Genomic DNA, 25416 nt, shown 5'->3' with positions numbered 1-25416 from the left:
ATATGCGGGAAAATATACCCGCATATGGCCAAGCTCTTTTTAGCGATAAAGGTTTAATATCCCGGAATAACATAGCCTGTGGCTGGTATTTATTACATATCCCGCTAAGACCTGACCTGCTTATTTGTTCTGAACGGTGGGTTAAGACACTGACGGAGATAGTTATGGAAAACGACGATCGCAGCCCCCATACAGGTATATTACTTCATACACGATATGCACATGGGGTAGGTAGCAAAAAAAGGAGCAGCCCTGAGGAAAAGCAGGACTGCTCAAAAACTTTTGTACGAAACCTTACCAACAAAACTGGGTCATCAATAGGTACAAATTTTACTTCTTTCGTAGGATCTTGGACAACTTGGATTTCTGGATGCTTGGATTTTAACAGTGCTCATTGATAGATAAAAGACCCGGGATTTCTTTGGATTTTTGGATGGTCTTACCCGAAGGTTCGACTGGTTCTTTTCAAAGGAATTGGCCTGGATATTGGATTCGGTTTTCTGGATATTGGCGCCTTATCATCAATCAATCAACAGTACAAACATAGAGACTAAGCCATTAAGATGCAATAGGATATTTGCTGCGATACAAAATTTCGTTAAATACCGGCAGCTTCGTATAAATACGGACAGCCATTTTCGTATAACCACTCGAAATTTTTAATCCTACGACAAACGGATTATATTTAATACTGAAACCAAAAGACGTACAACATCAAATCATTTGTCATATGTCATTTGAAAACAAAACGGTACTCATTACCGGCGGTAGTCGGGGAATAGGTAAAGCAATTGCATTGCGGTTAGCGAAAGAAGGAGCCAATATTGCCATTGCAGGTAAAACGGCAGAACCACACCCCAAACTGGATGGGACCATCTATACTGCCGCCGCCGAAATAGCCCAAGCAGGGTCGGGAAAGGTATTGCCGCTGCAGGCAGACATCAGATCCGAAGAAAGCATTCATCATATTGTTCAATCCACCGTCGACACATTCGGAGGTATCGACATCCTGATCAACAATGCCAGCGCCATAAACCTAAGCCCAACCGAACAAACCGAGCCCAAGCGCTGGGATCTGATGCACGACATCAACGTTCGGGGTACCTTCTTCATGAGCCAGGCGGCGATCCCTCACCTCAAAAAGGCTCATAACCCCCATATACTCAACCTCTCTCCTCCCTTAAACATGGAACCTGGCTGGTTTGCTAAGCACCTTGCCTATACCATGAGCAAATACGGCATGAGTATGATCGTCTTGGGACTGGCGGAGGAAATGCGGGCACACAGGATCGGGGTAAATGCCTTATGGCCCAAAACGACAATCGCCACCGCAGCGGTACAGAACCTGCTGGGCGGCGATTTTCTGATGCAGCGAAGCCGCACACCGGATATCGTGGCCGATGCTGCTTACTATATCCTCAGTAAGCCATCTTTCGAATGCACCGGTAACTTCTTTATTGACGAACAAATCCTGGCCGAGCAGGGAATAACCGATCTAACGCATTATGCCGTCAATCCCGACCAGAAGCTGATGATGGACCTCTTCATCTAGCTGAATATTTCGGGACGCATCTGCGGGAACAGCAGCACATCCTGGATGCTGGACTGATTAGTCATCATCATGCACAAACGGTCGATCCCAATACCGATACCGGCAGTGGGCGGCATGCCGTATTCCAATGCACGCAGGAAGTCATAGTCGATGTACATGGCTTCATCATCGCCGCGCTCCATCAGTTTTACCTGCTCCTCAAAGCGTGTACGCTGATCGATCGGATCATTTAACTCACTGTAAGCGTTGGCGATCTCCTTACCGTTCACCATCAATTCGAAGCGCTCTACCAGACCTGGTTTGTCGCGGTGTTTCTTGGTCAGCGGACTCATTTCCACCGGGTAATCAATGATAAAGGTTGGTTGCACATATTGTCCTTCTGCTTTCTCGCCAAAGATCGCATCGATCAGTTTTCCCTTACCCATGCTAGCCTCAACGTGGATTCCCAGTGTTTTACAGGTTTCCCGTAAACCAGCCTCATCCATTTGGCTAACATCGATACCGGTATGCTCCTTGATAGCATCAAAAATGGTTACCCGTTTGAAAGGAGCTTTGAAATCGATGACCTTGTCGCCCAATGGTACTTGCGTCGTGCCATGTAGCGCAATGGCGATCTTCTCCATCAACTGCTCGGTGATCTCCATCATCCAGTAATAATCTTTATAGGCAGTATACCACTCCAGCACGGTAAATTCGGGATTGTGCGTACGGTCCATCCCTTCATTGCGGAAATTGCGGCTGAACTCATATACCCAATCGAAACCGCCTACGATAAGACGTTTCAGATATAGCTCATTGGCAATACGCAGGTAAAACGGCACATCCAACGCATTGTGGTGTGTGATGAAAGGGCGCGCAATCGCCCCACCGGGAATAGACTGCAGTACAGGTGTATCCACTTCAATGGCCCCCTGACCGTTCAGGAAATCACGAATGGTATTGATTAGCTTGGTTCTTTTCAGGAAAGTATCTTTCACATCGGGGTTCACGATCAGGTCGGCATAACGCTGACGGTAGCGGAACTCTGGATCAGTTACCTCATCGAAGGTCTCTCCTTCCTTGTTTTCCTTTACGATCGGCAATGGTTTCAGCGACTTGGTCAGCATCACAAACTCAAGCACGTGAACAGAGGTCTCACCGGTCTTCGTAGTAAACACATATCCCTTTACCCCGATGATATCGCCAATATCAACCAGGTGTTTCCACACTTTATCGAACATGGATTTATCTTCTCCCGGCGCAATTTCATCCCGTTTGATGTACAACTGGATTCTGCCCGTGGCATCCTGCAATTTGGCGAAATTAGCTTTACCCATATCCCGGCGTGTCAGTATACGACCAGCCAGGCATACATTGGCAAAATCAGCCTTGTTCTCTTCACCTTTGTAGGTAGCCAGAATATTGGCAGCAGTATTGTTTACGGGAAATGTTGGCGCTGGGAAAGGCTCGATACCCAGTTGCTGTAATTCCTTCAGTTTCTCTCTCCGGATAATCTCCTGTTCTGATAATTGCATGTAATAAATTTGAAATTAGTCTACCAATGCAGGTACGCAGCGGTAAGGCGGCTGCAAAAATAAGTATTTCGGGGAAGTTGCCGGTATTCTTGACAAGGAGCCTTCCCAAACTGCCCCGCCTAATTTACTGATATCCAATAATAAGCTTTAAGCACTATTTTTAGCTCATGGAATTCCTTAATAACCAATTACCCATCGATGAGTTGCCAAGGGTGGAAAATGTAGCCCTTTCGCCGATAGAGCGCAACTACCTCAAGGTATTACGTTGGGAATGGACCATTACCACCCTATTGCTGGCCGTAGCCATCGGCTTCCTGCTTTATTTTGTACCTGCTTTGAGACGCCCATTACCCCAGGTTTTGCTACCAGGAGCCTGGGTATTGCTGACCGGAGCCTGGTTTTTTATACAGGAGAAAGCCTTCGCGGTAAAAGCCTTTGCCATTCGGGACAGGGATATCATTTACCGCAGCGGCTGGATCATTCAGCGAACCCACACTTGTCCTTTCAACCGAATACAACATAGCGCCGTAACGATCGGCCCGCTGGAAAAGCAATTCGGGCTCGCCAGCCTCGTTTTGTACACCGCCGGCTCCAACGAAGCCGATCTCAGGGTTCGCGGCTTGACCGAATCGACTGCCTGGGAACTTAAAGAGTGGATCACCCAAAAAATTGTCGATGAACCAGCTGACTGAACATAGCTGGAGTACACCCCAGCGGCAGGCCAAAGCAGGCTTGGTCATAATCCTCTTCAAAGCCACGGTAAGCATTGTAAAAACCGTTTGGCCACTCATCCTCGTATTGCTCTTCAAGGAAAACAAGAAGGGCATGGATATATATGAGATTATCATACTCGCTTTGCCCGCCATCATATTGACCCGATCGCTAGTAGAATATTTTTACTTCCGATTCTACATTGCACAGGAAGACCTGATTATCAGAAAAGGGTTTATTCGTAAGCAAACCATTACGATCCCGCTAGGAAAAATACAGGCTGTGCACATCGAGCAAAACCTGATCCACCAATTGGCCAATGTGGCCAAACTGAAGATCGATACAGCAGGTACCGAAAAGACCGAAGCCGAGATCGACGCCATCCAGGTACCCAAGGCAGAGCTTTTAAAGGCTTACCTTCTCAAGGAAAAACCACAGCAGCCCGCAGAATCAACTGTTCAGCAACCACCGGTAGATATCCCTGCCATACGCCTGTCCTTCGGCGATTTGCTCAAGCTGGGTATTTCTGCCAATCATATCCAGGCATTTTTTATCGTATTGGCCTTTGCCATTACCTGGCTCCAAAACCTCGAAGAGATATTTGGCGACCGCGTGATCAGGATCGTAAAGGATTCTTCCTCCCAGGTGGGTATATCAATAGCCTCCATTTCATTTGCCGTTGCTTTCGTATTGCTCGTCTCGGTCGTAGTTTCCATGATCCGGATCTTCCTAACTTATTTTGATTTTCAGTTAGCACAAACGGAAAAAGGCTTCAAGATCAAGTCAGGACTGATTAACACCCGGCAAAACCTGGTCCCGTTTACCAAGGTGCAGTATATCTCATGGGAGGCAAACTGGGTCCGGCGAAAAATTGGCCTGTACAACCTCGAGTTTCACCAGGTCATGAGCGACGACGCCAGCAACAAAAAACGTCGGGTAAAGATCCCCCTTACACAACCGCAATACATCGAAAACTTATTGGCACATTATAATTCGTTGGTGGCCCCGCAATCAAAAGGAGCCTTTGGCATTCACACTTCATACATAAGCCGGCATACCCTGCTAAATGGAGTATTACCTATTGGCCTTTTCCTGACAATATTTTTACTGATCAGTTGGCAGCCATGGTGGTTGCTGCTGTTGCTACTGATACCCGCAATTGCCCTGCACGCTTATGTATACCAGCGCAATTTCCATTTCTATATAAGTTCGGAAGCCCTGCAGGTTGATAGCGGTACCTGGGGAAGAAAAACGCAGATTGTAAAATGGTGCAAGGGTCAGCAGGTAACGCTGCGGCAGTCGATTTATCAGCGTGCCCATGAATTGGCAACATTGCAGCTATCTACAGCGGGTGGCACGATTACCATCCCCTTCATCCCACTAGAATTGGCCAGGCAAATACAGAACTATGCCCTCTTTGAAGTAGAGAAAAGCGATAAACCCTGGATGTAGGCGGTTCAATTGTTGGCCAGCAATATCTGCCAGGCAGCATCCACCTTGCCATGTTCCAGGAGTTCTTTGGCATACAGGTGTAGCTCTTTTTCCATTTCGTCGGGACTCACTGAATAATACTGGATAATATTCTTCAGTCGGTCATCGTAGAACGCAGGATCGATAGTTGGCGGATCACATACATTTGCCAATTGTCCCAGGTTATTACCGGTAAGAATAGCGCTGAAGCGGATGGGGGCAGGTAATGCATCTATACCGATACCCAATTTTACATTGGGCTTCTCGACCTTGAAAAGGTTGCTCTCATCTACCCGGCAATACCAATCGCCACCAAGACGGGCAATATGATGCATTTTCTTTTGATCGATGAATCCTTGCTCATCCAACACTGCATCGTCAATATGCATGACTTGTACCTCGCACAACACAAGATTACCAGAACCGCCCTCTTCTCCCAGTACTTTTACCTCGCGAACAACACACTCCAGCTTCACCTTACTTTCTTTCACCATGGGTGGTCGAATCGAAGTAGCAGGTTCCGCGGAGAATCCGGCTTTGGCAAATTCATTTACTTCCTTAGGGAAATCGCAGCTGGACAAACTCACCTGTTGAACCATGTTATAATCAACAATATTGATAACCACCTCTGGCACTTCCAGTACGTTTTGCAAGGTATGCTTGGTGGTATTGTCACGTACCCTTCTTGAAGGGGAAAAAATCAGGATAGGGGGTTGAGTAGAAAATAGATTGAAGAAGCTAAACGGACTAAGATTTACCTGCCCTTGCAGATCGATAGTACTGGCAAAACATATAGGCCGTGGGGCAATAGCATGCTGCAGATAATTTTGTTTTTGTACAGTAGTAAGCTGGCTGAAATCAAGAGTCATATACAATCCATTGAAAGTTGCGATATGAAGGGCTGGCAACAGCTCACTGCACATCGACTGTACTTAAAATACTAAGGGTGTGCGGAGCCAGTCTTCTTTCTGGCCAATATCGAAAAATCTTCTTCTTCTTTCACGATGGTATTGGAAAGCAAGCCTAGCCCATCTATTTCCATTTCAACCACATCGCCTTCCTGCAGCCATTGTTCCGCATACTCGGGATCATTGAGTTTGCCAGTGCCATTTAGTTCGAGAAAACAGCCTGTACCAACAGTACCGCTACCAATAACGTCTCCAGGAAATAGATTGACGCCATAAGAAGCACGCTCAATGATTTCAGCAAACGTCCAGTCCATATCGCCCACATTGCCATCACTGACCTGCACACCATTGACGCGGCATTTCATACGCAGATTCCAGTTCTTGCCGGTGTGACCATTTCGGGCGGGAACCTCATAGGGTTCCAATTCATCCAAAGTCACCAGACATGGGCCAATAACGGTAGAAAAATCCTTTCCTTTTGCTGGCCCAAGGTTGAGCAGCATTTCTTCCATTTGCAGTGTCCGGGCACTCATATCATTCATGATCATCAATCCGCCAATATATTGGTCTGCGTCTTCAGCCCGGATATTACGGCCCGGCCTACATATAACGATTGCAGCCTCCAATTCAAAATCGAGCTTATGGAAGTGATCGGGCATGCAGGTAATTTGACCTGGTCCCTGAATAGCCTGATGATTGGTAAAATAGAATATCGGGTATTGATCAAACTCAGGGATCATGGGAACCTTCCTGTTACGACGGGCAGCTGCAACGTGTTGCCTGAACGCATACCCGTCTCTGCAGGAGGTAGGAAAAGGTACCGGAGCCAATAAATGCACGTTCTCAACGGCAATTCCAATTCCAACACCTGTTCTTCCTTCACGGATCAATGTGTCGTATCGCTTGGCCAGCGGAAAGGAATCATCCCAATAGTTTAAAAACATACTCATGCTGGTTGGCAATTCAGGATCAAGCCTTTCAGTATCGTATAGGGTTCCATCGACTAATATAGCAAGCTTGTCGCGACCTTCGCTGAGATAAGAAACCAGTTTCATTGCAGCAAGTTTTGAAGCTGCAATATAGCAAAAGCAGCGTGGATATCCGATCGATGGATGGAGGTCGGATATCCACACTGCTAAGTTCGGTGAGGCTACTTCCTTTTTTTCTTACGAGTCTTAAGCTTAGCCCGCTTTCCGTATTTCAGGTAGGCCGCCTCAGCCAGCTTTTCAAGATTTTCATATAAGAAGATCAGGTTGCTTCTGTCGCTTCCGCGGGAATAAGTGCCGTTGTCGGAGCTAAGCGCTGTCAGGAGCCAATCCCAAAGCAGCTCACGTAGATCTTGTAAATGATAACATTCGAAAAAATAGCGAATGACTGCAGAAGGATCAGCTTGCTGCGACTGATCAAGACGCATTAACTGATTGGTGATTTCTTTTTGAGGGTGACAGATTTCCATTGCCCATTCATTTTAATAGGATTGAAGAAATAGTTGACCACAATAACTTGGAATGAAAAGATCGCTTAGCGATCTAGAGTCTTTAAGTCCATTAAAGAGCCCCTTTTTCTATGAACAACATAGAAAAACAAATTACTTGCGCTTAAATATCCCGGCGGGTAATACGCTTAAAATGATCGATTTTAAGGTTATATCATCAATGCGGCAGCTTCAGGATTTTTTCATGGCCAGGTAGTTCGTGTGTAGGATGATAATGTATGCTCAAACCTGGATTCGTGTAAATTATTTATACTGCTGCACTCATTTTACAAATATTAAATATATTTATAAATGTAAATTTAATTAAACCCCTAAAGCCTGCCAATTTTTTTAGTACTAATTTAAAAAATTATGGAGCAGTCTTTAAACTGTTTTGGGAGAAATCTCCAGTTCCTACGAAAAGAAAAGAAGCTGAAACAGCATCAAATGCATGAAAATCTTGGCTTTTCACGGACCACATGGTCCAACTATGAGCAATGCCGTACTTCGCCTTCGCTGGACGGCTTAATCAAAATATCCAAGTTTTTTGGCGTAAGTCTGGATGAACTGATTGCCGAAGACATCGAGCAAAAGCGTGACAACAGGCGATACAAGCGGTATGGATATAATGATTCGTCATCTATTGTTGAAGAATGCCCCGATGGGTTTGAATACCTGAAAAGCCGTATTGACAGGCTCGAATCAGAGATTCAATTACTTAAAGACGCTAGGGTGGAATCGCCCTTCTAGCCAACAAACAAATCCGTATCTGATATATTGGCCCCCGAAAACACGTCTGCGCATTACCTTCGTAGTATATGACAGATGAGTTTTACATGCAACATGCGTTGCGTGAAGCACAAAAGGCATTTGGCGAGGGGGAAATACCGGTTGGGGCTGTCGTGGTTCTGAATGGTAAGATCATTGCCCGTGGGCATAACCAGGTAGAACGACTAAACGATCCAACTGCACATGCAGAGATTATTGCCCTAACTTCAGCCTTTAACTTCCTGGGAGCGAAATATCTTCCGGAAGGAACCCTATATGTCACTGTTGAACCTTGCCTCATGTGTACGGGTGCACTGTATTGGAGTAAGATCACGAAAGTAGTATGGGGCGCTGATGACGAAAAGAACGGTCATAAAAGGATTACTGGCGAAAACTGGCCATTTCATCCTAAAACAACCATTGTCAAAGGTGTACTTAAAGAAGAATGTGCTTCACTCATGAAGAGTTTTTTCCGTGATAAGCGCTAGTAACCTGTCACTCGGCTGAAAGCTGGCAGTCCTATACCTGTAGATCTATTGGCCGGGGTTTAGAACAACGTTTTAATAAGTGTGGGCTGACCGATGACCGGTCAACCCACATTAAATGAATAGGTTATAATCAGATATTATAGTGGGCGCAATTTGATGTTCTTAAACCAAACTCCACCCCCATGGTCCTGCAGGGCAATATTTCCCTTCTTTATCATACCATATAGCTTCGCGTCTTTCCACTTACTTTTTGCCTTCAGCGCTTCCCATTCTGATGTCCACAAATTGAAATCGACTACTTTTTTACCATTCAGCCAATGCTCAACATGTGCCCCGTTGACAACGATCCTGGAATGATTGTATTGGCCCTGAGGATTTGCCGCAATCACAGCAGGTGGATGCATGGCATAGTCTGACCCGCTCTTTTGCCAGTCTTCCAGTTTTTCCGGATACCCATCGTCATCGATAAGCTGGTATTCAGGGCCTGTTTCGTAAGAAGCTCTGTCCCCCTCTTCTACTCGGTAGATAACGCCACTGTTGAATCCCTTTTCGATCTTCCAGTCGAAGACCAGTTCGTAGTTGTCGTACTGACCAGCGGTTATAAGGTCACTACGGTGATCCAGTTTTCCCTCCTTGCAGCGAAGCTGACCATCCTTCACTTCCCAGCCTTCTGACGCTTGATTGCGGTATGGTCGCCAGCCCGTAGTGCTTTTACCATCAAACAGCAGTTGCCAGCCAGCTTTCTTTTCTGCAGCAGAAAGTACATTGTCCTTCGTCTGATATGGTTCAAACGCCATAAGACCGACAGCCAGCAATCCCGTGGAAATGGCCGATACCAGGAGGTTTCTTTTGAGCAGGTTCATAGACAGGTGTTGTGTGAGTATTTAAATGGACAGTAATTTACTACAAATTCTCATGCCTGAAAACAGGGCTGGTCCCTATTACAATTCCATTAATTCCATATACAAATCCTATTTGAATTGGCCAATCAATGAATGACCTGTAAATTTGTTTTCCTTTCACGATTATGGGAAAGACAATTAAACATTTTAAAACTTTATAGCTATGGCATTTACATTACCCGCGCTACCATATGCACACGAAGCTCTGGAGCCGCATATCGACACCCTGACAATGCAAATCCACCACGGAAAGCACCACCAGGCTTATGTCGACAACCTTAATAAAGCGATCGCCGGAACTCCCAACGAAAACAAGTCTCTGGAAGAACTGGTAAAGGCTGCCGGTACGATTAGCCCCGCTGTTCGTAATAACGGTGGTGGTCATTGGAACCACACGTTCTTCTGGGAAAGCCTCGCGCCCAATGCTGGTGGTGCTCCCACTGGCAAACTGGCGGAAGCGATCAATGCTACTTTCGGTTCATTCGATGAGTTCAAGGAGAAGTTCAACGCTGCCGGTACCACCCGTTTTGGTAGCGGATGGGCATGGTTACTTGTAAAGGATGGTAAACTCGAGATCTCTTCTACTCCCAACCAAGACAATCCCCTGATGGACGTGGCAGAAGTGAAAGGAACTCCGGTATTGGGTGTTGACGTTTGGGAACATGCTTATTATTTGAAATATCAAAATAAGCGCCCAGACTATCTGAAAGCATTCTGGAACGTGGTGAATTGGTCCAAAGTAGCTGAGCGTTTTGATGCTGCTTCTAAATAAGTAAATGAAAAAATTTCCGTTACTTAGTAATCCCGGTCACGGCCGGGATTACGTTTTTTATCCATTCACTCTTTCAATTGTTATCTCATGAAATTATTCTCGACTCTTGCGGTATGCTTGTCTGTAACTGTATTCATTTCCTGCTCGCAGGAGAAAAAAGAAGGAAAAACCTTGGTAGTAATGACCAGTGGTAAGATGCAGGTTGACAAAACCAAACCTGAGACCATCAGCTACGAGCCAGGCAACCAACATAACGAAGAGATCCTGACCTATATCGGCGAAGGTAAAACCACAGTTACGGTAAAGACATCTGCAGGCGACAAAACGTTCGAGCTTCCGGATAACGGCACCTACCTGCTCAATCTGAAGAAAGATACCATGATCGGTAGTATTGTCAACTTCGGTAATAGCGGAATGCCCACCAACATCAGCACAGTACAATTGGAGCACATCATTGATAGCACCCAACAACTGCTGCTCGGTACCAATGCGAGCGATGCAAACAAAACATACTTCCTGACACCCGGTTCTATAAAGAAGCTGACCGCGACAGATGGCGCGAAGATCCTCGGCCCCTACAATGCTATTCCAGGTTCAGTGGAAGTGGGTGCGGATGGAAAAGCTCCGGAATACTTCAAGTTCTCTACCAACACCCAAAAAAGAGAGTCGTTGAACGAGTTGTTACAACGTCTTCAGAAATAAGTTGATTACATACTTTTCAACTCAATGGGCGTATCGTCACTGATATGCCTATTTTTTGCCAATCACCCTAAAAATAATGCTTATGGAACGGGGTCATATCCCTTTCCACCCCAAGGGTGGCAACGACCGATTCTTTTGATGGCCAGCCAGCCTCCTTTGAAGGGACCATATTTCTTCAAAGCCTCGGCAGCATAGTGAGAACAAGTAGGCGTAAACCGGCACTTATTAGCCCCAAGGATGGGAGAAATGCCCCACTGATAGATCTTTATCAATGCCAGAAAAGGAAGGCTAAGAAGCCGAAGAAGGGATTTCATGGGCTGCCTTTATTAGTCGATTCAAAATTAAGCCGATCTTCTCAGTTACCGCACCGTAATCGGGTAACTCCCGCCCAGTATAGATAAGGAAAATGGCCATAGAGCAATCTTTTCCGAAAATCAATTCCTGCAGCTCGTTTTTTTGCTGACGGTAAGCCTCACGAGTCAGCCTTTTAATACGATTGCGGTCAACGGAATGTTTGAAGTTTCGGGTGCTGACTCCCACTCCACACTGCAGCAACCCGCTACCGCCAATAGGCCATTTGCCCGACGAAAAAAGATAGTAAACACGAAAAGGAAATGCATTGAAATTCTTTCCTTCCGCAAAGACCTGGTCGATCAGTTTGCGACTCTTAAGCCTTTCCTTGCTTCCCAATGTAAACTTCTTCACCATACAAATAAAAATAGCCCTGTACGCTGCAATGCTTGATACAGGGCTATCGGCTAATATCGTTTTATTACCGGAAGTCTGTTGATGTCAACATTTCCGGAAACAGGTTACTTCAGCTTTCTTTCGTCAGAAACAGTCAGCTTCTTACGGCCTTTCGCACGACGACTAGCTAATACTTTACGACCGTTAGCAGTTTGCATACGCTTACGGAAACCATGTACGGTCTTACGACGACGGCGATGAGGTTGGAATGTACGTTTCATAATATCTTACACTTTTTTCACTTTTTTGAAATAAGGATCGGGAGAAGCGATCCGGGTTTCAGCTTCAGACCTGCGGGTCACCACACCTACAGGTTTGTGAAAGGACGGCAAAGGTAACAAATGGACACCAGATGTGGAGAACATCTGAGTATTAATTTTTAACCCTACCCAAGAAGTTGATTTTCTTTCAGTTATGCCTGAGTAGGCGTTTACCTGATATCGAGGTGTTTAGACTCCAGGGGCTCTCCGAAAAAGATATTCGCCTGGTTATCAAAATCTTTCACGTCATCAGTCGTGTAAAAGGTACGGGTACCATGCTGGCTGCACCGTTGCTCGATTTCCGGATGGCGTTGCAAGTAATCGACCAGACTTTCGGCCACGATCCCCCCTTGAGCAACGACTTGAATGCCATCCGGCAAAAATGTCTTGATCTTGTCCAATAACAAGGGATAGTGTGTACAGGCCAGCAATAACACATCAATAGCCGGCTCCTTTGCAAGTATATTATGAAGATGCTTTTGTACAAAAAAGTCAGCCCCAGGACCGTTGTGCTCATTATTCTCAATTAACGGCACCCAAATAGGACAAGCTTCCTGGAATACCTCCACCTCAGGAGAAAACTTCTCGATCTCAATGCTGTAAGAAGCTGAGTTGACAGTGCCCTTCGTGGCGAGTATCCCAATCTTTTTGTTGGTACTGATTTTACCAATGATCTCAGAAGTCGGCCGGATCACGCCCAATACCCGGTTGTCAGGATTAAGCCTTTGAAGATCATTTTGCTGAATGGTACGCAGTGCTTTTGCAGACGCCGTATTACAGGCAAGTATTACCAGCGGGCATCCTTGTTCAAAGAACCACTCCACGCACTGCAATGTATACCGATATACAGTCTCAAAAGAACGATTGCCGTAGGGCGCCCGCGCATTATCACCCAGATACACGTAGTCGTATTGTGGCAGCTTCCTGAGGATTTCCTTCATGACGGTTAATCCGCCGTATCCGGAGTCAAATATTCCAATGGGCTGTGTTGTCGGCATATTCAAATGTAGCTATATATGCTTTAAAAAGCCTGAGGGCCTGGAAAGGCATAAGCCTAACCAAACCCTCAGAGCAAAAATAGTTTGTATCCATTACGGCTTACCACCAGTTGCAGGCTTGGCAGGCGTTGCCGCAGGCTGCGTTTGGCTGGGCAGTTTAACGCCGAGTTTTTTAGCCACCAGTGGCAGAATGTCTTCTGCAGGAGGAGCTACCAGCAGGGCTTCTTTTTCGAAAACAAATACATAGCTGTTTTCTTTAGCCACAGCCTGGATAGCTTCGTAAGCTTTTTTATTGATAGGCTGGATCAACTCTTGTTGTCTTTGTTGAAACTGTTGTTGAATACGCTCTTCTTCGCCACCCAGTTCCTGACCCATTTTAGTGAGTTCAGTCCTCTTTACGGCTTTAACTGCCTCAGACAAGGTAGCGGAATCCTTGTTAAATTTCTCTATCGCTGCGTAGAATGCGTTTTGCTTCTCTTGCGCATTTTGAACCAATGCGGTACGGAAATCGTTCAGGGCAGAATCTGCCTTGCGCGTCTCAGGCATAATGCTTACCACTTCCTGTGAGCTGATATAGCCAATCTTGGTCTGAGCGTTTACTTCACCAGCCACCATCAGGCCCAGGGCAAACAACATACCTGTAAAAAACTTTTTCATGCGTTTCAATTTTGTTGTTAAGGCCACCCAAAGCCTTATGATTTGCTGCTTCAGGTGTTCGGTTTTATTTTAAATTCAAGTTGAAAATTGCCTATATGAGGTTGTTCCCTGGCTAATGGTTTCACGTTTATTTAACACCCAATTCCTTCAAAACGTCTTCGCTCCGGTCAAGTTTGGGGTCCGCAAAGATAACTGTAATTCCCTCACTTTTGTCCAAAATAAAATCGAATGCACGGTTCACCGCGATCTTCTGAATGGCGTTGTAAACCTTGTCCTGTATGGGTTTTATCAGTTCCTGACGTCTTTTGAACAGATCACCTTCAAAACCAAAGCGTTTACGTTGCAGGTCGCGCAATTCCTTCTCCCGCACAAACAACTCATCCTCCCTTTTCTTTTTCAACTCTTCACTCAGCATGACCTGCTCAGCATCAAAATCCTTATACATTTTGTCCAGCGCTGCTTGCTTATCGTCAATCTCCTTCTGCCACTGAACACTGAACTGATCCAGCTTTTTTTGTGCCTCTTTATAATCAGGCATCTTATCGAGAATATACTTGGTATCAACGATGCCATACCGTTGTGCTACGGAAACGCCGGCAAGCAGGAACAGGGCAAAACAGGTGAGCAGTATTTTTTTCATAGTCTTTTGTTTAGCTAATAAGATAATAAAGTACAAGGGAATATGGCTATCTGTTGTAGTAGCATACAGATAACCAGGCTTATAAATATCCTTATAATCCAGTTATTCGCAAAAAAACCATGCGCCCTCAGCGGCAGAACCGCACCTATTCCGGCTCGAATCCGAGCATGAAGGTGAAGCGGGCAGCATCGCGCAGCTTGCCATTGGGTTTCAGACGATCGAATCCGACACCATAGTCGAAGCCAAGCAAACCAAACATGGGCAGGAAGAAACGCATACCCACACCGGCACTTCTACGGAGGCGGAATGGATTATAATCTTTGTAATCATACCATCCGTTGGCTGCCTCAAACCAGGCCATACCATAGATAGTACTATTAGGATTCGTCGTAAATGGATACCGCAATTCAAGAGTGTACTTGTTGAACATGGTAAAGAACTGACTCGCGTTCTGCTGATCAGGATTGATCTTGGGATCGGAGTTCTCATACACGGGATATCCGCGGTGAGCGATGATGTCGTAACCCAGGATCATATTACCATTGGCCAAACCGGCATCCCCTACCTGGAAGCGCTCGAATGGCGAATAACCCAGTTTGCTGTTGTAACGGCCCATAAAGCCGTATTTAGCAGCAGCACGCAATACGAACTGACGGCTTCTGTCGGCCCCCATGGGTTTACCGATCGGAATGAACCACTCGGCATTGAAACGCCATTTATGAAACTCAGGCAGTTTGTAACTGTCTTCTGTAGTAATACTTTTATTAAATAATGAATATGGTGGTGTCAGCTGGAGGCTGGCCAGGAAATTAGAACCACTGGTCGGGAACATCGGGTTGGGGCCCGCTGAGTTCCGGTTGAGCGCAATCTTAAAGCTCAGGTTGTTTGATGTGCCATTGGTAAAGTCTCTGCTAAACAACAGATAGTTTTCCAGTTTGTACTGGGTAAAATTGAGCGAGTACACCAGTGTGAAATAGTCATCAGGCCATTTCAACTGCTTGCCCAAAGAAATGGTAGCACCAAAGTTTTTCAACCGGTTAGAATCGCTGAAGAAATATCTACCAGTGCTATAGTCGATACCACCAGTACGGAATGTACTATTATATAATGCAACTGTAAGCGAGTTACGCTTCTTACCACCTAGCCATGGTTCGGTAAATGAGAAGTTGTATGACTGGTAAGCGCGCCCATTTGACTGCACACGCACGCTCAGCTTTTGCCCATCACCTGTTGGTAACGGATCCCACGCTTGTTTACGGAAGATATTCTTGATCGAGAAGTTGTTGAATGACACACCGAGTGTCCCTGTCAAACCAATACCACCACCCCAGCCTGCGCTAAGCTCGAGCTGATCGGAAGATTTTTCTTCCAGGGTATAGTGAATATCCACTGTACCATCTTCCTGGTTGGGTACCGGGTTGATACCAATCTTTTCCTGGTTAAAGAATCCAAGCTGGGCGATCTCACGGTTGGAACGGACGAGATCCGAACGGCTAAATTTATCGCCAGGCAGTGTACGGATCTCACGGCGGATTACGTGCTCTTTTGTCTTCTCGTTACCAGATATCGTAATATTCTTGATGGTTGCCTGAGGGCCTTCCATCATACGAATCTCGAAATCGATCGTATCATTATATACGGCTGTTTCAACCGCATCTGCTTTGAAGAACAGGTAACCGTCATCGAGGTAAAGGCTGCTAATGTCACCACCTTCTGGTGAAGCTGCCTTACCCAATTTATTATTGAGTATTTCAAGATTATAGGTATCCCCTCTCTTAATTCCCATCAGGAAGTTCAGAATGGAATCGGAGTATTTGGTATTACCCTTCCAGGCAATGTTGCCGAAATAATATTTATGACCTTCGTCAATCTTGAGGCCAACGCGCAGGTTACCTTTCTTATTATAAGTTTGAGGTTTAGCCTCAATGGTCGCATCCCGGAAACCCAGTGAATTATAATAGGACAGGATACTCTCCATATCTTCTTCGAACTTCTTTTCATTGAACTTCGCAGAACTGAATAATTTGAAGCGGAAATAAGGATCCAGGAAATCCTTGGTTTTGGTCATTGACAGGAATCCAAGGTCACCAACATACTCTTTGAAACTGGTGCGTTTTTGACCAGCCGTATCGACGGAATCAGTAGATGGGAACAAGGTCAGTTTACTCATCTCCTTGGTGCCCTTCATCTTTTTCTTCAGCTTCAGGTCATTAACACTTTCGTTGCCCTCAAACAGGATATTATCGATACGTACTTTATGACCTCTCTCGATATAAAAAGTAAGAATGACAGAATTAGGCAGCGCAGGATCGGGCGATTCGTCAATATTAACTGCAGCACTCTGGTAGCCCTTTTCCGTAAAATAACTCTGGATCAGCTGAATGGCGCTGATCTTGGTATTTTCAGTTACTACCCTACCTACAACCAGGTTCAGTTTGTTGCGTAAATCTTCTTCCTCTGATTTTCGAACACCTTTGAAGTAATACTTAGATAATGCCGGACGTTCTGTGACATTGATCTCTATATAAAGGTTCATGCCATCGAGGCGGGTGAAATATATCTGTACATTGGAGAAAAGACGCTGATTCCAGAGATTCGTGATCGCCTTACTGAACTGGTCACCGCCGGGAATCATAATATGATCGCCCACGTTGATACCAGCGATAGAGATAAGCAGTTGCTCATCGTATCTTTTAGTACCGGTTACTTTAATCCCGGCAATGGTATATTCTTTAGGTGTTTTAGCATGAGGAAGTGCTTCCAGCTCCGGATCGATAGAGGTAGGGATGGTATCGGTCTTTTCCTGGGCATATGTTGAACTCACGAAAATGGTCATCAAAGCCAGTAAAATAGCAGAAAATGTAAACGTACGCTGCATTCCGGGTTGTTTAAGCTGGGGCAAATTAAAGGGATTTAAGTAAGATTAACTTAAAAGTGTTTGTTAAAAGAAATGCGGCCTGTATGTTTTGTAGGTAGGTTATTGTCAACTTATTGGCTGATGGCATCCTGCTGTATTTGGTCCCCTGTTTTCCCAAAGCGCCTTTCCCTCGCTTGAAAGTCGAGGATAGCCTCGTAAAGGTTTTCCTTGCGGAAATCAGGCCAGCGCACATTGGTGAAATAGAGTTCGGCGTAAGCCAATTGGTAAAGTAAGAAATTACTGATCCTGTATTCACCGCTGGTGCGGATCATAAGCTCCGGATCCGGGAAATTGCTGGTAACAAGGTATTTCTGAAGCGTATCCTGTGTGATGGCAGCTGGATCGATCTTTCCGGCCTTCACATCCGTCGCGATAAGTTTAACAGCATTGACCAGTTCCCAGCGACTGCTGTAGCTGAGTGCCATAATAAGGTTGAGGCCCGTATTGCGGCTGGTGATCTCCAGCGATTCGTTCAGTTCCTTCTGCGCATATGCAGGCAGCATATTCATGTCACCGATGACATGCAGCTTGATATTGTTCTTATTAAGGGTCTCCGTTTCCTTGCGGATCGTGTCAACCAGGAGCTCCATGAGGCCACTTACCTCATATTCGGGACGGTCCCAATTTTCAGTGGAGAATGCATACAGGGTAAGGTAACCTACCCCCAACTCTGCACAACCTTCCACAATGTTGCGTACGCTCTCTACGCCATGAAAATGGCCATAGAGGCGGTCTTGCCCCTTTTCCTGCGCCCAACGTCCGTTACCATCCATGATGATGGCAATGTGCCGGGGCAACCGCTGCAAGTTAATTTGCTCCTTAAGGCTCTGCATTACCCTGTTTTTTGAAGTGCACGAAGGTACAAAAAGATTAAGAGGGAAGCTACTTTTGATAGTTTTTAATATTAGGTCAGATCCCGGTGCTATTCGCTGGAAAACAATTGCTAGCCTCGTTTACATCCCTGCCACGACAGGTTTTCTTCGACCGTTTTACCTGTCAACTTAAATCCTATTCTACAATTCTGACGGAATAAATACGTGAACTGTCGGGCAATTCATTGATACTGCCGACTTTAACAAGATTATGGGCCTCAACCCGCCAATAGTTTACCCATTCATGAACCAACAGTGGCTTAATTGGGCACAAAGCGTACTTTGGCAGACAGAATCAGCCAATCTGCACACCCGGCAATGGGGGCAAGTTTAAAAGGAACCAACTAAAGCGTTCTGAAAAAATCAATAAGCTGTAGGACAGCGATAAGAGGTCAGGTTGAAAGAAAGGGTTACCTCCGCAAAAATGTACTGGTCTTTTTGCTTGGCAAAACCACGTTGACGTCCTTCTGTACCAATTCGTTCCCCCAACTCGTAGGATCTGTCTTGCAACAGGGCTGCCTGAGAAAGCGAATTATCCGGCATCAAAGGGAATTTACCCAGGCCGACATAGGTCTTACTGACATCATCGAGGTAATCTGTATTCGTGAAGCGGTGAACGATTTCGAAGCCGATGTTCATTCGATCGGATAATGCATACTTTACCCCTACACCCAGTGGAAGACAGATTGCCATACTATTATAGGGCTTATCATATCCAACCATCCCCTGGCCCTCTGTTCCCAGCGGGCGCAAAAACACCTTCTGCCCATTGAGGTAGGCATAAGGATCATAACTAAATACACCTACACCCAACGTTACATAGGGTGTAAAGCGGTGATCCGGATCTCCGGGTACAAACTTGAAGAAGTTGAAGTCCCCTTGGAGCGCCAGTTCGAAAATATTGCTGTTGAAACTAAGGTTACGCCTGCGTTGGTACTCATTCTGATCGTTGTAAATATCAGAATAACCCAGCTGAGCAAAGTGTGCGCTTACCCTCAGACCGATATAGTTTCCAAATTGCTTGCGGAAAAAGGCCCCTACCGCCAGTTTAGGGCGATTGATCCTGCCCCGGGTGTTGAGGTCGCCGAAGTAATGAGCCGCACCGGCTGATATACCAAATTCACCTTCCTGCCGAATGGCCTCATATTGTGCGTCAGCGGTTTTCGCCAATGACACCCCCACGAGGAGCAGTAATGCAACAGCCAGTTTGTTCATACTCGCAATATAATGATTAAAGTATTTGGGTTTAACGCAATAAACGGCCTTTTTCTTTCTATACGGTTTGTTAATTCCGGGTGTCCAGTCCCCAGGACAGCTTATTACGCAGCGTTTGCAGAAAATTCCGCTCATTGAGCCTTACCAGACTGAATGTAAATGCCTCGCGTTGAACGGCAAGCTGTACTTTTTTGTCTACGATCTCCTTGCGTGAATCCAACGCACAAATAAAATGATCCGTTCGTCCTTCCACTTCAAATGAAATAATATTATCATCTCCTACCACGATCGGTCTGACATTAAGATTATGCGGAGCCACCGGGGTGATCACAAAGCTGGCAGACTCTGGAAATACTACTGGTCCGTTGCAACTCAATGAGTAACCGGTCGACCCGGTTGGGGTGGCAACAATCAGGCCATCTGCCCAGTAGGTATTTAAAAACTCACCATTGAGATAAGTGTGGATCTTGATCATTGGTGAGGTATCTGTTTTGTGGATCGCAAACTCGTTCAATCCATATGGGATATCCCCAAAAAGCGGCTTATTGGCATCCAGGTGAATCAGCGAGCGCTTGTCAATAATGACATTCCGAGTGACGAGCGACTGCACGGTAGCCGCCAATTCTGTGCGGCCAATGCTGGCAAGGAATCCCAGCCTGCCAAAATTGATCCCCAGTACGGGAATATTTTTATTCCGTACCAATGTAACCGTATCGAGCATGGTACCATCACCACCGAGACTAATCAAAAAATCAATCTCACTCGTTAGGTCATTCGAGTCCTTAAACAAAGACATCTTATCTGGAAACCGGAAAGAAGAACGAATGGTTTCAAAAAATGGTTCGTAGATCACCAGTTCCATCTTTTCCCGGCTCAGTTCATCAAACAATAGCTGAACATCTCCTTTCTGATCGTAGTCAATAACCCGACTATATATAGCTACTTTCATAATAAAAAACAAGCATTAAGAATACGGTTAACAGGAAACCCTATAACCCGCTTTCCTGTGCGGGTTCAAAGATACAGGATATGGTACACAGGAATATCAGCCCGGGAGAACGATGGTAACAGGTATCAAAAATCGTTCTTGACATGGAAGAACACGCCGCTTTGGCCCATTTGGTTAAAGCTATAGTCAAAACGTAGGATAATATCGTAAAAGGTCACCACGTCCATACCAAACCCTCCAGTATATAACATCCGGTTGGTGAGAGAATTATCAGTGAAGTTTTTATTATATGAATACCCCATGTCACCAAACGTCCGGGCATAGATGCGGAAAGGAATTTGGTCGTGTGAACGCGTTCTCAAAGGGTTATTGATATTAAAACGGAACAGTTCATACCGCAGGGTGTTGCGAACCATTCCCGCAGCGACGCCATCTACCACATATTTTTCCAATCCCCGCAGGAACATATCGCCATACCCAAACATCCGGTGATTGATGTATGGCTGATCGAACGGATAGCGTAACACGGCCGCTCCCTGCAGGGCATAGTAAGTCTTTTTAGCCACGCGCCAACCTTTATTGGCCTTACCATTGATCTGCCACATGTTCATGTGTTTGTCGATCCCACGCCTGAGAATACCCCCTTCTGCAACCCATCCGGTCAAGGGGAAATGTACATAGTCAACATTGACGTAGCGTATATTATAAGATAACTCAGGATAGGTAACGGCGCTATTGCTGGCAGTTAAATATTTTGGATTGAGGCCCAGCAGCTGGCTATCCACCACCTGACGCGCGACAGATAATCGCACGGTATGGAACGTTCGAAGGCCAGGTCGGTAATTGTATTGAAGGCTTCCCTCCCAGCGTTTGATGCCATCGGTGAGCGAATCAGTAAACATCTGCTGGTTGTTGACTGTCGCATAATTGATCTCCTTGTTGAATGAGTAGGAAAAACCAACCCCAAAGCCATGCTTCAGTTTTTTGTCAGCATAGGGTTGTTCATATTGAAACTGGATCTGTTTGGTATATCCCGTAAGCAGGTAAAAGCGGAGCTTGTCATTCCGTCCGGAAAAATTATACTGGGTGAATTTTAGACCGTAGTTGACACGATCCAGCCCATATCCCTGGCGTGCCCATTCGGATAGATTCCTGTCTACCGGCTTCAAATACGGAATCGGGAAAAAATACCAGCGTTCTTTTACCTGGATGATGATATCGACCTCGTACCCGCGGAACGACTTGAGCGCAACAATCACTTCGTTGAACAGTCCTGTATTGAACAACTGCTGCCGGGAAATCTCGAATCCCTTCACCAGTTCGGGCAGAAAGATTGAATCCCCACTTTTAAAGGGTAGCTCTCTTTCAATGATGTATGACTTGGTGCGCTTATTCCCTTCTACGTACACTTTACCAATGTAAAATGGCGTACTGCGTGGTTCCTGCAACTTGGGTACAGCAGGTTCTTGCCGGTTGGTGGTGGAAGGAAGTGGTTGTGCCTGGAGATGGTTCATTACCAGCAACAGGAGCATTACTACAGCACAATATATGGTTGTCGTCCGCATGCAGGGTGTCTGTTGCAGGTACCGGCGATTAAAGGTTGACTGAATTCTGACGAAGATAACAGAATCCTGCTATTTGCGCTAAATGCTGAGGTAATTCATTAAATGATCGTAGTTGCTGCGTAGTTCATTTTCGTAGAGCTCCTCGCCAAAATAGTATTTGACCTGATATTCATACCGTTGGAAAGTGGCGATGATGTCTGAGATTTCAAACTTATTGATTTTCAATGTCACAATAAAGGTTCCACCGTTGGCGTCCCAATAGGTATTGAGCTGTGTCACCTGCGCATCGTTGGTTTCTACCAGCTTGCTGATCTCCGAAAAAGAGAAACTCCGCTGTTCCATTTCCAGCACAATGACGCCACCTGGTTCGCTGGCCCCAGTTACCTTTCCCAGTTGCCGGAGCAGGTCACTCGTGGTAATTACCCCTACAAATAACTGCTCGGGTTCCACCACCGGAACAATGGAAAGATTATGGTCATTCATCATCTGCACAGCCTCCATAAAATGGGTGTTGGCCTTTACAGCTGCCCGTGAAAAATGAGGCTCCAAAGTCTGGAGAGCCAGGTTTTCGTCGACATTCATCAGATCGTCTTCAGAAACCATACCCAACAATTTCTCCTCGGCTACTACAGCCAGTTGCATCACATGGAACTCTGCCATCATTTCAAGGGCCTGAAATACGGTGTCTTTCAGAGTGAGTGTGGGAATGGCGGCTGATATGAGTTCTTTGTTTAGCACTTGATCAGGTTTTGAAGGAATAAATCTGTTGATGAAACGCGTGGCTATCCAAGCCAGAAACAAAACAAGTTCTGATAAAGGCAATACTAACCCCCCAGTGGTGCGAGCAGTTGTTGGTCGTTGCAGCGAGAGCAACAAATCCGGGGCACTTACTTATATAGACGATAAAAATCAGGCTACCGCTGCCGGCTCATTCAATTTTGTCAAAAATTTATGGAGGATCCGGTTAAATTCGTCCGGCACTTCCATCATTGGGGCGTGACCGCACTTGTCGATAAAGTGTAGCTCACTGTTGGGGATCAGTTTTTGAAACTCTCTGGCAACGAATGGAGGGGTTACTGCATCGTTGTTTCCCCATATTAATAACGTGGGTTGTTTGATCTGATTGAGTTCTTCACCAAGATTATTACGGATAGCACTTTTGGCCAGGGCAATCACCTTAATAGCCTTGAGACGGTTATTGACCGTTTCGTACACCTCATCAACAATCTCTTTGGTAGCCACATTTGGATCGTAGAATGTTACTTCGGCTTTCTTTTTAATATATTCATAATCGCCCCTTTTGGGATAAGTATCGCCCATCCCATTCTCAAAAAGGCCCGAACTTCCTGTCAGGATCAAAGATTTAACCCTTTCAGGATGCTTCAATATGTATAACAGGCTAACATGGCCGCCCAAAGAGTTACCAAGCAGGTGTGCATTCTTATAGTCACGGAACTCCAGGAACTTGTGCACAAACTTCTGCAAGCCTCCTACTGAGGTATGCAGCAGGTCAAGATCAAGTAAAGGGAGCATAGGCACCACTACCTTGTAATGATGCTTGAAATAGCTGATCAAATCATTGAAGTTGCCCAAAGCGCCGAACAAACCGTGTAACAATACCAACGGTTCACCCTCACCCTCTTCAATAAATTTGAACTTGTCCACTTGTTTGATCTCGTAATTCATCTCTTAAATCGGTTCAGTTCAGTCAATTATTCGCTAAAATAAACGTTTTACCTCAATTATAGCATCTTGGGCATTTTACGGTGTAATATTTACCGTAAACTACTGATTATTTTGGCTTTTCGCGGCCCTATCAAAATCGCTAAGATGCACAGATTATTGTCCGGACCGCTGTGCAATTTGAGCAAAAAATCCTTCCAATTGCGTAAACATGTCTTTAAACCAGGGGATCAGTTTACCAAAGGTATTTATTACCAAAGGAGCCAATGGCTGTATCCTGGAATAAACCACCGAACCCGCAATGGTCTCTTCGTTCAGGAGCTTGAGCTGGGTGGCATAAAAAAGAAACACACTAAAAGCCAGTGTATATACTATGATATATAACACTATCCCCCCCAACCGGTTCACCCATCCTAATAAAGTTACTTCCATCGATGCCTCGATCAGGTTAGCCCCTAATCGAATCAACAGGATGACTCCGATCAACACTATGGCAAAGGAAATAAAAGGCAGCCATTGCACCGACACATTGGTAGAGTCTTTCAACCAGTCTGCTACCAGGGTCGACAGTTTCATGGCAGCTGCAAGCCCTACAATGATCGCTACTACTGAAAATACAGCAATTACAAGACCGCGCCGGAATCCTTTGATAACGGCCAGCAACATCAGGATACCAAACAGTATATCGATGATCATTATTTAGCCAGCAATTCCTTGACAGCCGTACTGATGGACTTGCCATCAGCTTGCCCGGCCAGTTGTTTAGAGGCGACACCCATTACTTTGCCCATTTCGGCTGGAGAAGTAGCACCGACCTCCGCAATAATCTTTGCCAACAGGGGCTTCAGCTCTTCGATACTGAGTTGCTTTGGCAGGAATTGTTCGATTACTGCAATCTCTTCCTGCTCTTTCTTCGCCAGGTCTTCCCGGTTCTGCTGTTGAAAGATCTCCAGGGAATCCTTGCGCTGTTTAACCAGCTTCTGCAGCAATTTTACTTCCTCTTCCTCTTTCAACTCACCACCTGCACCTTCAGAAGTTTTTGCCAGCAAAATGGCTGCTTTGATGGCGCGAAGACTACGCAGTCCCACCTCATCTTTGGCAAGCATGGCTGTTTTCAGCGCAGTCTGTATCTGTTGTTCTAAAGCCATAATGGTATTTTTATGCCTTGTTTTCTTTTAATTGGATGTCCTGGAACTTGCGGTAGAAGTTTTGAGCAAAGTTCCTGATATCATCGACCAGCTCCTGCTGGTGGGTTGACCGTTCATAAGAGTCGGCCATGGTCATAAAGGTCTGGTAGTAGAAGTCGGCCATTTCGTCGACCATCATTTCTTTGGTCCAAAGGTCCATGCGCAGGGCCGACTTATCGGCACCATCCCAAAACGACAACATCAGCGCCTTGGCCGGGCGTGGTTCATCGGCAGTACTCGCGGTGGCACTCCAGGTAATTCGTTCCGGCACATTCTTTTCGTCCAGCTCTACGTCGACAGTGATTGTAGACTTCTTCATGCTTTATTGACTATCAGTTTTTTGTAAATAGAATCACAAAAATACGCCGAATAATGGTTTTTCCCGAACAAAACCAGCCAAAGCGCCTGTTTCCCCGTGATTCTCACCAAAATGAGGGCCAAAACGACTTTCATTTTATTAATTTA

At 45.6% G+C, this 25416-nt stretch carries 29 protein-coding genes; 7 read left to right on the top strand and 22 right to left on the bottom strand.

What is annotated here, in order from left to right:
• The first annotated feature begins 730 nt into the window (after positions 1-730).
• Complete coding sequence (locus P2W70_RS01795) at positions 731-1552, top strand: SDR family oxidoreductase (protein ID WP_276479705.1); 822 nt, start codon at positions 731-733, stop codon at positions 1550-1552.
• Here P2W70_RS01795 and lysS read toward each other — a convergent pair.
• Positions 1549-3066, bottom strand: coding sequence for a lysine--tRNA ligase (lysS, locus tag P2W70_RS01790; RefSeq protein ID WP_276479704.1), 1518 nt, complete (start codon positions 3064-3066; stop codon positions 1549-1551). The two genes, P2W70_RS01795 and lysS, sit on opposite strands and share 4 nt — an antisense overlap.
• Before the next feature lie 167 nt (positions 3067-3233).
• On the opposite strand from lysS, the gene P2W70_RS01785 reads away from it, so the two are divergent.
• Together P2W70_RS01785 and P2W70_RS01780 are read left to right on the top strand one after the other, a co-directional pair.
• Entirely contained in the window at positions 3234-3758 is a 525-nt protein-coding gene (locus tag P2W70_RS01785; protein WP_276479703.1) for a PH domain-containing protein, read from the top strand.
• Positions 3742-5229, top strand: a complete 1488-nt coding sequence (locus P2W70_RS01780; RefSeq protein WP_276479702.1) for a PH domain-containing protein — start codon at positions 3742-3744, stop codon at positions 5227-5229. The genes P2W70_RS01785 and P2W70_RS01780 overlap by 17 nt, the downstream gene beginning before the upstream one ends.
• Positions 5230-5234: 5 nt before the next feature.
• Here P2W70_RS01780 and P2W70_RS01775 read toward each other — a convergent pair whose 3' ends face one another.
• From P2W70_RS01775 to P2W70_RS01765, 3 genes are all read right to left on the bottom strand, one after another.
• Positions 5235-6116: a flavin reductase family protein gene (locus tag P2W70_RS01775; protein ID WP_276479701.1), complete on the bottom strand. Its 882-nt coding sequence runs from the start codon at positions 6114-6116 to the stop codon at positions 5235-5237.
• Between the two features lie 71 nt (positions 6117-6187).
• On the bottom strand, positions 6188-7210 hold the full coding sequence (locus P2W70_RS01770) for a fumarylacetoacetate hydrolase family protein (protein WP_276479700.1): 1023 nt from the start codon (positions 7208-7210) through the stop codon (positions 6188-6190).
• Between the two features lie 95 nt (positions 7211-7305).
• Complete coding sequence (locus tag P2W70_RS01765; protein ID WP_276479699.1) at positions 7306-7611, bottom strand: hypothetical protein; 306 nt, start codon at positions 7609-7611, stop codon at positions 7306-7308.
• Between the two features lie 390 nt (positions 7612-8001).
• Here P2W70_RS01765 and P2W70_RS01760 point away from each other — a divergent pair, with 390 nt between their 5' ends.
• Together P2W70_RS01760 and P2W70_RS01755 are read left to right on the top strand one after the other, a co-directional pair.
• On the top strand, positions 8002-8379 hold the full coding sequence (locus P2W70_RS01760) for a helix-turn-helix domain-containing protein (RefSeq protein WP_276479698.1): 378 nt from the start codon (positions 8002-8004) through the stop codon (positions 8377-8379).
• A 68-nt stretch (positions 8380-8447) separates the two neighbouring features.
• On the top strand, positions 8448-8885 hold the full coding sequence (locus P2W70_RS01755; RefSeq protein ID WP_276479697.1) for a nucleoside deaminase: 438 nt from the start codon (positions 8448-8450) through the stop codon (positions 8883-8885).
• A 137-nt stretch (positions 8886-9022) separates the two neighbouring features.
• Here the strand turns inward: P2W70_RS01755 and P2W70_RS01750 are convergent, their stop codons facing one another.
• The gene (locus tag P2W70_RS01750) at positions 9023-9748 is read right to left on the bottom strand and encodes a 3-keto-disaccharide hydrolase (RefSeq protein ID WP_276479696.1); all 726 of its coding nucleotides are present in this window, start codon (positions 9746-9748) and stop codon (positions 9023-9025) included.
• A gap of 202 nt (positions 9749-9950) precedes the next feature.
• Between P2W70_RS01750 and P2W70_RS01745 the strand changes: the two genes are divergently transcribed.
• Together P2W70_RS01745 and P2W70_RS01740 are read left to right on the top strand one after the other, a co-directional pair.
• Complete coding sequence (locus P2W70_RS01745; RefSeq protein ID WP_276479695.1) at positions 9951-10559, top strand: superoxide dismutase; 609 nt, start codon at positions 9951-9953, stop codon at positions 10557-10559.
• 87 nt (positions 10560-10646) lie between these two features.
• Positions 10647-11261, top strand: coding sequence for a hypothetical protein (locus tag P2W70_RS01740; protein ID WP_276479694.1), 615 nt, complete (start codon positions 10647-10649; stop codon positions 11259-11261).
• Between the two features lie 80 nt (positions 11262-11341).
• Here P2W70_RS01740 and yidD read toward each other — a convergent pair whose 3' ends face one another.
• The 17 genes from yidD to gldC form a co-directional block, all read right to left on the bottom strand.
• Positions 11342-11575 carry a membrane protein insertion efficiency factor YidD gene (yidD, locus tag P2W70_RS01735; RefSeq protein WP_276479693.1) on the bottom strand — a complete coding sequence of 78 codons (234 nt, stop codon included), beginning with the start codon at positions 11573-11575 and terminating at the stop codon, positions 11342-11344.
• A complete protein-coding gene (gene rnpA, locus P2W70_RS01730; RefSeq protein WP_276479692.1) occupies positions 11550-11969 on the bottom strand; it encodes a ribonuclease P protein component in 420 nt (139 codons plus the stop codon). Before rnpA ends, yidD begins: the two co-directional genes overlap by 26 nt.
• Before the next feature lie 104 nt (positions 11970-12073).
• Positions 12074-12229 carry a 50S ribosomal protein L34 gene (rpmH, locus tag P2W70_RS01725; protein ID WP_026309617.1) on the bottom strand — a complete coding sequence of 52 codons (156 nt, stop codon included), beginning with the start codon at positions 12227-12229 and terminating at the stop codon, positions 12074-12076.
• A gap of 6 nt (positions 12230-12235) precedes the next feature.
• Complete coding sequence (locus P2W70_RS01720; protein ID WP_276479691.1) at positions 12236-12373, bottom strand: hypothetical protein; 138 nt, start codon at positions 12371-12373, stop codon at positions 12236-12238.
• 65 nt (positions 12374-12438) lie between these two features.
• Complete coding sequence (gene murI, locus P2W70_RS01715) at positions 12439-13266, bottom strand: glutamate racemase (protein ID WP_276480285.1); 828 nt, start codon at positions 13264-13266, stop codon at positions 12439-12441.
• A 93-nt stretch (positions 13267-13359) separates the two neighbouring features.
• Positions 13360-13923, bottom strand: coding sequence for an OmpH/Skp family outer membrane protein (locus tag P2W70_RS01710; protein WP_276479690.1), 564 nt, complete (start codon positions 13921-13923; stop codon positions 13360-13362).
• Between the two features lie 127 nt (positions 13924-14050).
• Positions 14051-14563 (bottom strand): OmpH/Skp family outer membrane protein, encoded by a 513-nt coding sequence (locus tag P2W70_RS01705; RefSeq protein ID WP_276479689.1) that lies wholly within the window; start codon positions 14561-14563, stop codon positions 14051-14053.
• Between the two features lie 145 nt (positions 14564-14708).
• The gene (locus P2W70_RS01700) at positions 14709-17441 is read right to left on the bottom strand and encodes a BamA/OMP85 family outer membrane protein (protein ID WP_276479688.1); all 2733 of its coding nucleotides are present in this window, start codon (positions 17439-17441) and stop codon (positions 14709-14711) included.
• Between the two features lie 110 nt (positions 17442-17551).
• Positions 17552-18313, bottom strand: coding sequence for an isoprenyl transferase (locus P2W70_RS01695; protein WP_276479687.1), 762 nt, complete (start codon positions 18311-18313; stop codon positions 17552-17554).
• A 402-nt stretch (positions 18314-18715) separates the two neighbouring features.
• The gene (porG, locus tag P2W70_RS01690) at positions 18716-19567 is read right to left on the bottom strand and encodes a type IX secretion system protein PorG (RefSeq protein ID WP_276479686.1); all 852 of its coding nucleotides are present in this window, start codon (positions 19565-19567) and stop codon (positions 18716-18718) included.
• Positions 19568-19637: 70 nt separating this feature from the next.
• The gene (locus P2W70_RS01685) at positions 19638-20516 is read right to left on the bottom strand and encodes an NAD kinase (RefSeq protein ID WP_276479685.1); all 879 of its coding nucleotides are present in this window, start codon (positions 20514-20516) and stop codon (positions 19638-19640) included.
• Positions 20517-20641: 125 nt separating this feature from the next.
• A complete protein-coding gene (locus P2W70_RS01680; protein WP_276479684.1) occupies positions 20642-22081 on the bottom strand; it encodes a POTRA domain-containing protein in 1440 nt (479 codons plus the stop codon).
• Positions 22082-22159: 78 nt separating this feature from the next.
• Complete coding sequence (locus tag P2W70_RS01675) at positions 22160-22819, bottom strand: CBS domain-containing protein (RefSeq protein ID WP_276479683.1); 660 nt, start codon at positions 22817-22819, stop codon at positions 22160-22162.
• Positions 22820-22990: 171 nt separating this feature from the next.
• A complete protein-coding gene (locus tag P2W70_RS01670) occupies positions 22991-23767 on the bottom strand; it encodes an alpha/beta fold hydrolase (RefSeq protein ID WP_276479682.1) in 777 nt (258 codons plus the stop codon).
• A 153-nt stretch (positions 23768-23920) separates the two neighbouring features.
• Entirely contained in the window at positions 23921-24460 is a 540-nt protein-coding gene (locus P2W70_RS01665) for a CvpA family protein (RefSeq protein ID WP_276479681.1), read from the bottom strand.
• Positions 24460-24912, bottom strand: coding sequence for a GatB/YqeY domain-containing protein (locus P2W70_RS01660; protein WP_276479680.1), 453 nt, complete (start codon positions 24910-24912; stop codon positions 24460-24462). The genes P2W70_RS01665 and P2W70_RS01660 overlap by 1 nt, the downstream gene beginning before the upstream one ends.
• A 10-nt stretch (positions 24913-24922) precedes the next feature.
• Positions 24923-25270, bottom strand: a complete 348-nt coding sequence (gene gldC / locus P2W70_RS01655; protein WP_276479679.1) for a gliding motility protein GldC — start codon at positions 25268-25270, stop codon at positions 24923-24925.
• Positions 25271-25416: the final 146 nt, after the last annotated feature.

This window comes from Paraflavitalea pollutisoli, assembly GCF_029360705.1.
Classification (GTDB): domain Bacteria; phylum Bacteroidota; class Bacteroidia; order Chitinophagales; family Chitinophagaceae; genus Paraflavitalea; species Paraflavitalea pollutisoli.
The sequence above is the reverse complement of the archived record's forward strand: the minus strand, read 5'-3'. Positions and strand labels throughout refer to the sequence as shown.